Source organism: Desulfovibrio sp. DV (assembly GCF_001936595.1).
Classification (GTDB): Bacteria; Desulfobacterota; Desulfovibrionia; order Desulfovibrionales; family Desulfovibrionaceae; genus Solidesulfovibrio.
In genome coordinates this window covers 42,197-49,807 of record NZ_MLBG01000018.1, presented here as the reverse complement: position 1 = coordinate 49,807, position 7,611 = coordinate 42,197, and the positions used below count along the sequence as shown (strand labels likewise).

Here is a 7,611-nt window from a genome sequence, read left to right as displayed (position 1 = left end):
GGCGCTGCGCCGGCCCATCGGGCTGCGCCCCGGCCTCCGGCCGCCCGCCGGCGGCTGCCCATTTCGCCGAAATATCCGCATATCCCTTGCCGGCCGTCCGGCGACGCGCTAGCCTGACGGCCATCCCGGCAGCACGGGACTGGAGGGCGGCCATGGCCATATCCGATCGCATGTGGGAGCGCCCTGGCGCTGACCCCCTTCGACATGACCTCAACCGCCGATATGGTTGTCGCCCTGGCTTCCAGCCACTTCGCCGCTAAACGCCTGGGCCCGAGCATGGGGTCCAACGTCCCGGACACGACGCCCAAAGCCATCTCCAGCCACTTCCTCGACACCGGCCTTGGGGCCATCATCCGCACCGCCGTCTAAGGGCCTGCCCGGACCGAAACTCCCCCGCAGGGCCGCAACCGGGTTGGTCCGTGCTGCATCCGCCCGGCCCCCGGCTCCGGCCCGCGTTCTCGCCCACCTGGGACACCAGCCCCACGGCCGGCGCAAAGCGGCCGAGCCCAACCCCTCGCCGTCGGCGCAAAAAAAGGCGGCCCCCGGGGGGACCGCCTCGCAGACGCCAGATCAGGCCGGATCAGCCCTCGGCATCGGCCGGGGCATTGCCCTTTTTAAAGACGATCAGCGGACAGTTCTTGCAGATGTCGGCCCCCGGGAAGGGATGGCCCGACCGGGTCAGCGACGCGCCGCCGGTGGCCGTCTTGCGCGCGCCCAGACGCTCCACCACCTTGCCGATGTCGGCCCCGGGGATGGCCACGTTGATTTCGCCGCGCTCGGTCTTCCCGGCGTTGTAGCTGCCGCTGCAGGCCAGAAACACGTTGGCCTCGCCGGTGTTGAAGCACTGGACATTGCCGCCGCAGGCGGCCGAATTGATGGTCATGTTGGGCCTCAGGGGATGGATGTCCCGGGCCGACATCCAGTCGACGACCAGATGGTAGGCCTGCATGTTGTCGCAGTAGAAATGCACGACGTCAGGGGCAAACATCGTATCGGCCAGGGGCGAGACGGCCACGGCCAACAGTTCGCCGGCCAGACGCGGCTTGCTGCGCACGAACCGTTCGGCCTGCTCCAGGTCGCGCACGTATTTGAGGTGGCCCTTGATCTCGGCCGCGTCGATCTCCTTCCAGCCAAACACGCACTTGGCGTTGGAACAGCCAAGCTGCTCCCGGCCCATGAGCACGGTCAGCCCTTCCATGCGCGCACCGAGTTCGGCCTGGCAAAAGGTCAGGGCCTTGGCCGGCAGGTAATATTCAGCCTTGGCCTTGAAGGCATCCAGCTCAGACTGGTCAAAAAAGTACTTGATTGCAATAGGATAATGCATAAGACGCAGCTCGTCCATCAGCACGTGCTGCATCTCCTGGTAGGTCATCGCTTCCATGGCGGCTCCTTTGTTCCTGTCGGCTGCCCGGCTGGGCCGGACCATCGGGCCGGACCGGCGCAACACGTGGTCTGCCGATCCCTGCCCGCTCTACGACAGCTGTTGTGGCCGGAGGGTGAAGAAGGATTGACCGGCTGTCAAGAGACTGATCGCGTATACTTGAAAAGTGATTTCCCCTCACTGCAATCACGATTACGTCTTCTATCCGTGACATTGAGACTGTAACACGCCAGCAGCGCGTCTAAAAAGCCCTGATAGAAACCAATCCGGCCCAATCCGCCGTCTGTTGCGCCAGGAGAACACAAGCACTCCGGCCCGGCCCGATTCCCTCCCCTCTTGCCCCGGACATGGAAACAGGCCATACACAAAGAGACTTCCCCCCCACCCACCGCAACACCCAGAGCGCCATGAGCCAGACGAGCCTGCCAGACGAAGCCCCCCCGACCGTGGCAGACGGCCTATCCGCCGCCCTGCTGGAAGCCGCCGGGGACATCGCGGTGGTCCTTGACGCGGCCGGCCGGGTTGCGGCCATAAGCGAGAAAGGACTGGCCTTTCTGGGCCAGCCGCGACAGGCAGTGCTCAACCACGATTTTTTCGAACTGGCCCTGCTCCCGGCCGACCGGCCCCATGCCCGGGCCATCCTGGCAGATATCTTTTCCGGCCGGGACGCCCCCCACCGCACCCTGGCCGACCATGACCTCGTCGCCGCTGTCGGGCTGCGGCGGGTGGGTTGGAACGTCACCCCCCTGCCCGGACCGACCGCAGCCGTGGCCCTGGTCCTCGGCTGCGGCCGGGACCTCTCCCGGGCCCGCCAGGATACCGCCGGCCTCGACCGGGCCTACGCGGAATTCAATGCCCTCATCGACCACTCGCCCGTGGTGCCCCTGACCCTGGCTGCCGCGCCGCCCCACGGCGTCCTGACCATCAGTTCCAGCGCCCATACGGTCACCGGCCACCCGGCCGAGGCCTTTTTGGAGGATGCCGGCCTGCTGCGGCGCAACATGCCCGGCGATGACTGGGTGCGCCTGTGCCAGGGCCTGGGCCGGCTGTGTCCCGGCGAGCGGTTCGACATTCATTTCCGGTTGCGCGGCGGCGACGGCCTCACCCACTGGCTGGCCGCCTCGTTTCACCGCCTGGACGACCCGGATGGCGGCCCGCGGCTGGCCGGCATCCTCCACGACATCTCCGATGTCGAGGCCGCCCGGGGCCATTTGCGCGAAACCGAGGCCGACTACCGCTCCATTTTCAACGCCGCCAGCGACGCCATCTTCATCCAGGATGCCGCCACCGGGATCATCCTGGACTCCAACGACCGGGCCACCGCCCTTTACGGCTACCCCCGCGACGAACTGCGCCAGTTCACCCCGGCCCGGCTTGGCCCCGACTACCCGCCCTATACCGCGGCCGAGGCCCTGGCCAAGCTTCAACTGGCGGGAAACGGCCAGCCCCAGCTCTTTGAATGGCTGGCCCGCGACAAGGGCGGCCGGTTGTTCTGGGTGGAGGTCAGCCTGCGGTCCATGGACGCCGGCCGCCAAGGCCGGGTCATCGCCGTGGTGCGCGACATCTCCGAACGCAAGATGGCCGAACGGGCCTTGCGCGAGAGCGAAAAGAAATTCCGCCAATTAGCCGAGGCCATCGGCGAAGTGTTCTGGCTTGGTTCTGCGGACTGGAAACGCATCTTTTACATCAGCCCGGCCTATGAGCGCCTGTGGGGGCGCACGACCAAAAGCCTGTACGAGGCCCCCATGTCCTGGCTCGACGCGGTGCACACCGAAGACCGCGAGGCCGTGCTGGCCTTTATCGCCGGTCTGGCCGGCAAACCGCTCACCCCCGGCGTCTTCCCGGAATACCGCCTGCTGCGTCCCGACGGCGAGATGCGCTGGATCCAGGCCCGCATCTTTCCCGTGGTTGACGAAAACGGCATCGTCTACCGGGTGGCCGGCATCGCCGAGGACATCACCGAACAGGTGCGGACCAGAATGGAGCGGGAGCGGGTCAACGAGCGCCTGGAAGACATGGTGCGCGAACGCACCAGGACGCTTAACCGCATGAACCAGGAGCTTATCCGCGAGGTGGCCGAACGCCGGGAGGCCGAGGCAGCCATGGCTGTGGCCAAGGAAGCGGCCGAGGCGGCCAGCCAGGCCAAATCGGAATTTCTGGCCAACATGAGCCATGAAATCCGCACGCCCATGAACGGCATCCTGGGCATGGCCCAGGTCCTTGGCGACACCCCGCTTGACGAGTTGCAGCAAGGGTATCTGAGCGACATCGAACAATCTGCCGCCTCGCTTTTGACCCTGATCAACGACATCCTGGATTTCTCCAAGATCGAGGCCGACCGGCTGGAATTGGCCCGGGAGCCCTTTGCCCTTCGCGACCTGCTCGGGCTGGTTGAAAACGGCCTCGGCGTCCTGGCCCGGGACAAGGGCCTGGGCCTGTCCGTGGACGTGGATCCGGGCGTGCCCGAGGTCGTCCTCGGCGACGCCGACCGGCTGCGCCAGGTGCTGGTCAATCTCGTCGGCAACGCCATCAAGTTCACCACCAAAGGCGGCGTGGTCATCGGCCTGCGCCCCGGCAATCCCGTCCCGGCCGAGGATGGGAACGCCGGGCCGGACCTGGAACTGGTCTTTACGGTCAGCGACACCGGCATCGGCATCCGGCCCGAGGACGCCCGGCGCATCTTTGAGGCCTTCACCCAGGTGGACGGCTCCTACACCCGCCGGTTCGGCGGCACCGGCCTGGGCCTGGCCATCAGCCGCCGGCTCATCGGCCTCATGGGTGGCAGCATCGGCCTGGACAGCGAACCCGGCCTGGGATCGGTCTTCACCTTCACCGCCGTCTTCGGCCAGGACCAGCCACAGCCGGACGAACCGGCGGCGGTGTCCGACGAAGACCCGGCCACGGCCCGGCCGGACCCGGCCGGTGGCCGCCAGGACGTGCCGCTGCGCCTGCTTCTGGCTGACGACAACCGGGTCAACCGCGACATCCTGGCCACCCTGCTCACCCGGCGCGGCCACGCGGTCACGGCCGTGGCCGACGGCCACGAAGCGGTGGAGGCTGCGGCTGCCCAGGATTTCGACCTGATCCTCATGGACGTGCAGATGCCCGGACTGGACGGCTTAAACGCCACCAGGGCCATCCGCCGCCTGCCCGATCCCGGCCGGGCCGGCGTCTTCATCGTCGCCCTCACCGCCCATGCCATGCCCGGAGACCGCGAACGCATCCTGGCCGCCGGCCTGGACGACTATCTGGCCAAACCCTTGCCCCGCCAGGGACTCGACCGCATCCTGGCCGATGCCGCCGCCCGCCGGCCAGACGCCGACTAAACCGGCCGGCCCCAGGCATTGTCCTTGCATGGAAATCCCCGACCGCGCGCCTGCGTGGCCAGGGATGCGCCATGATACGATCTGACTCCTTGCGCAAATACGTCGCCTCCGCAGCGGCCGGCCTGCTCGTCGTGTGGACCTGCGGCTCGGGCCTGACAGCCGTCTACAAACTCATCTACCGCCTCCTGCTCGGCGTGTGGCCAAATACCCTGCTCTACGGCGTCGTGCCCGAAGACTGGCTGCCGGACGCGGCGGCCCTGGCCCAGGGCGACACGCTGGCCAGGGCCTGGGCCTTCCTGCTTGGCCGCGACGTGCTCACCTGGCTGCTGCTGCTGCCGCCGCTTTTGCTGCTGCCATGCCTGCTGCTCTTGCGGGCCGACCACGGCGGCCTCCTGCCGGCGCTGCGCAGCACGGCCAAGCCCTTTTCCCCGGGCCAGCCCCAGGGGACCGGCCTGCCGGCCCGGCCCCGGCGGCCGGGCGTGGGCCTGTCCTCCACGAAAAATGGAATCTAGGCCCGGCTGGGCCTAGATATCGGATGGAATGATGACCCGGATGGGATCGGTGATGCTGTCGTAGCGGGCCAGCTTGGCAATGTGCTCAAGCGAGACCGAGGAGAGTTCGTAGCCCTTGGGCAGCACCTTGGCGTTCTGGCCGCCGCGCACCACAAAGATGTCCTCGGCCAGGATCATTTTTTCGCGCAGGTTTTTTACGGCCACCGTGACAATGACGTACTTGCCTTCCTCGCCGAGCACCTCGCCGAAAGCGGTCAACACGTCGGGATCATAGGCCCCGACCGTCTGTTTGAGCGCCTTGTAAGCCTCGGCCTTGGCCTGGCCGGCCGTGACCAGACGGTCGAAATCGAGCAGCACCCGCAGGATGCGCGCCCCAAGCGGCAACTCCTTGCCCCTCGGGGCATTTTCGGGAAAGCCGCTGCCGTCGAAATTCTTCTCCTGGAAGGCAATGGACTTGGCCACGATGGCCATGCGGGGGATGTTGGCCACCAGCCGGGCCGCCACCTCGGCGTGCTGGCGGTACACGACGGCGTCCTCGGCGGAAAGGACCCGGCCGCGCTCCACCCGGGAAATGATGCCCTCGGGCAGGATGATATAGCCCATAAGGCACAGCATGGCCGCCACTTCCGTCTGCCAGGGCGAGGGATCGCCGCAAAGGCGCGACAGCGGCCGGACATAGGGAGCGATGCGGGACACCCGGCCGTAGACTTCCGGACGCAGCAACGAAAGCACTTCCGAGAGCATCTTGAGGCTGCCGCGCAAGGTGCCTTCCAAAAGCTCCCGCTCGGCCATGACCAGCCGGAACTGCTCCACGGCGGCAGTGAGCGCCCCGACCAGATAGCCGGTCTCGCAGGGCTTGGTCAAAAACCGGAAGATGTTGCCCTCGTTGACGGCGGCAATGGCAGCCTCCAACTCGGCAAAGCCGGTGAGCATGACGCGCACCGTATCCGGGCGCAGCTCCCGCACCTTGGCCAGCACGGCAATGCCGTCCATACCCGGCATCCGCAGATCCGAAACCACCACGGCATAGGGCGGGTTGTCCCGGACCTTGTCCAGGCCGGCCTGGGGCCCAACCGCCGTATCCACCTCGAAATGCCCGTGGAGATTGCGCCGGAACCCGGCCAGGATCCGCTCGTCGTCGTCAATAAAAAGGATCCGTTTATTCATCAGGACTGTCTCCGTGGGCAAGCAGGCTGCGCCCGGCCTCGCGCCAGGCCGCAAGACGCGGCCCAAGCCCCAGGGCCGTTAGGGCCACGGTATCCAGGGGATGTTCGGCGTACTGGTGATTGATGACCACCAGGGCGTGCTCCAGGGCGTTGGCGGCGTGGACGACCGGCACGGCGAGCGGCGCGTCCGGCCCGGCCAGGCCGGGCTGATGGTGGCGGGCAACCCCCAGAACCACCGACTCCTCAAAGCCCCACAACCCGAGCAGGTAGGCCCCGATCTCGGCATGGGACACGCCGAGAATCTCCATCTCGGCCTGCCAGGTCGTTATGTTGCGGGACCGGGCGATGTCCAGCACCCGGGAATACTCCTCTTCAAACAGGTCGGCCAGGACGAGCTTGCCCGCGTCATGCACCAGCCCGGCCATGAAGCAGACGTCCTCCACGGGCTTGCCGGCTCCTTCCAGCCCGGCCAGATTCCTGGCCAGCCGGGCCACGCCCAGGCTGTGGTCCCAAAGCCCTGACAGGCCGAAACCGGGATAGCGCCGGCTGTCGAACCGGGAAAACAGGCTGTGGGAAAGGACCAGCGCCCGCACGGTTTCAAGGCCGAGCAGGGTCACGGCCTGCTCGGTGGAGGCTATGCGCCGGGGCATTCCGAAAAACGAGGAGTTGACGAGCTTGAGCAGCCCTGCCGCCAGGCCGATGTCCTTGTCCAGGATCGCGCCCAGGGTCTTAAACGAGGCGTTTGGCGAGCGCAACTCCTCGGTCAGTTCGGCAAACACCGCCGGCAGCACCGGCAGGGAGTCGATGCGGGCCACGGTCTCGCGCAGCCGTTCGTCGGTAAATATCGCCCGCAACCCAAGCACCCGGTCGATGGTGGCCTTGAGCTCCTGGGGGGTGCAGGGTTTGGACAGGTACTGGTGGGCCGGCTTGATGGAACGGTAGACGAATTCGCGGTCGGAATGGCCCGAAAGGATCATGCGCACCGTGCCGGGCCAACGCCGACGCACCGCTTCCAGGAATTCCGGCCCGTCCATGCCCGGCATCCGCACATCAGAGACCACCAGGTCCACGGGCGTGTGTTCCAAAAGGGCCAGGGCCGCAACGCCGCCCTCGGCAAAGTGCATCTCCCAGTCCCCGCGCCTATCCCACAACATGCGGCGCAGGCCGCCAAGCAATTGCGGTTCGTCGTCTACGAACAAAATACGCTGCTGCGCCACAAAACCTCC

The 7,611-nt window shown here is 66.9% G+C and carries 6 protein-coding genes; 3 read left to right on the top strand and 3 right to left on the bottom strand.

Translation table 11 applies throughout. The annotated features are described in order from the left end of the window. The first annotated feature begins 204 nt into the window (after positions 1 to 204). Positions 205 to 369 carry a hypothetical protein gene (locus DVDV_RS06740; RefSeq protein WP_254845287.1) on the top strand — a complete coding sequence of 55 codons (165 nt, stop codon included), beginning with the start codon at positions 205 to 207 and terminating at the stop codon, positions 367 to 369. Between the two features lie 211 nt (positions 370 to 580). On the opposite strand, the gene DVDV_RS06735 is transcribed toward DVDV_RS06740, so the two are convergent. After that, positions 581 to 1,381 (bottom strand): DUF169 domain-containing protein, encoded by an 801-nt coding sequence (locus DVDV_RS06735; protein WP_075353932.1) that lies wholly within the window; start codon positions 1,379 to 1,381, stop codon positions 581 to 583. Positions 1,382 to 1,788: 407 nt separating this feature from the next. On the opposite strand from DVDV_RS06735, the gene DVDV_RS06730 reads away from it, so the two are divergent. Beyond that, positions 1,789 to 4,707, top strand: coding sequence for a PAS domain S-box protein (locus tag DVDV_RS06730; RefSeq protein WP_254845286.1), 2,919 nt, complete (start codon positions 1,789 to 1,791; stop codon positions 4,705 to 4,707). Positions 4,708 to 4,778: 71 nt separating this feature from the next. Next, positions 4,779 to 5,219, top strand: coding sequence for a hypothetical protein (locus DVDV_RS06725; protein ID WP_075353931.1), 441 nt, complete (start codon positions 4,779 to 4,781; stop codon positions 5,217 to 5,219). 12 nt (positions 5,220 to 5,231) lie between these two features. Here the strand turns inward: DVDV_RS06725 and DVDV_RS06720 are convergent, their stop codons facing one another. Together DVDV_RS06720 and DVDV_RS06715 are read right to left on the bottom strand one after the other, a co-directional pair. After that, complete coding sequence (locus DVDV_RS06720; RefSeq protein ID WP_075353930.1) at positions 5,232 to 6,386, bottom strand: HD domain-containing phosphohydrolase; 1,155 nt, start codon at positions 6,384 to 6,386, stop codon at positions 5,232 to 5,234. Next, the gene (locus tag DVDV_RS06715; RefSeq protein WP_075353934.1) at positions 6,379 to 7,602 is read right to left on the bottom strand and encodes a response regulator; all 1,224 of its coding nucleotides are present in this window, start codon (positions 7,600 to 7,602) and stop codon (positions 6,379 to 6,381) included. Before DVDV_RS06715 ends, DVDV_RS06720 begins: the two co-directional genes overlap by 8 nt. Positions 7,603 to 7,611: the final 9 nt, after the last annotated feature.

Coding starts and splice junctions, on each gene's coding strand:
- DVDV_RS06735 (WP_075353932.1), bottom strand. CDS start 1,381: ATGGAAGCGATGACCTACCAGGAGATGCAGCACGTGCTGATGGACGAG.
- DVDV_RS06730 (WP_254845286.1), top strand. CDS start 1,789: ATGAGCCAGACGAGCCTGCCAGACGAAGCCCCCCCGACCGTGGCAGAC.
- DVDV_RS06720 (WP_075353930.1), bottom strand. CDS start 6,386: ATGAATAAACGGATCCTTTTTATTGACGACGACGAGCGGATCCTGGCC.
- DVDV_RS06740 (WP_254845287.1), top strand. CDS start 205: ATGACCTCAACCGCCGATATGGTTGTCGCCCTGGCTTCCAGCCACTTC.
- DVDV_RS06725 (WP_075353931.1), top strand. CDS start 4,779: ATGATACGATCTGACTCCTTGCGCAAATACGTCGCCTCCGCAGCGGCC.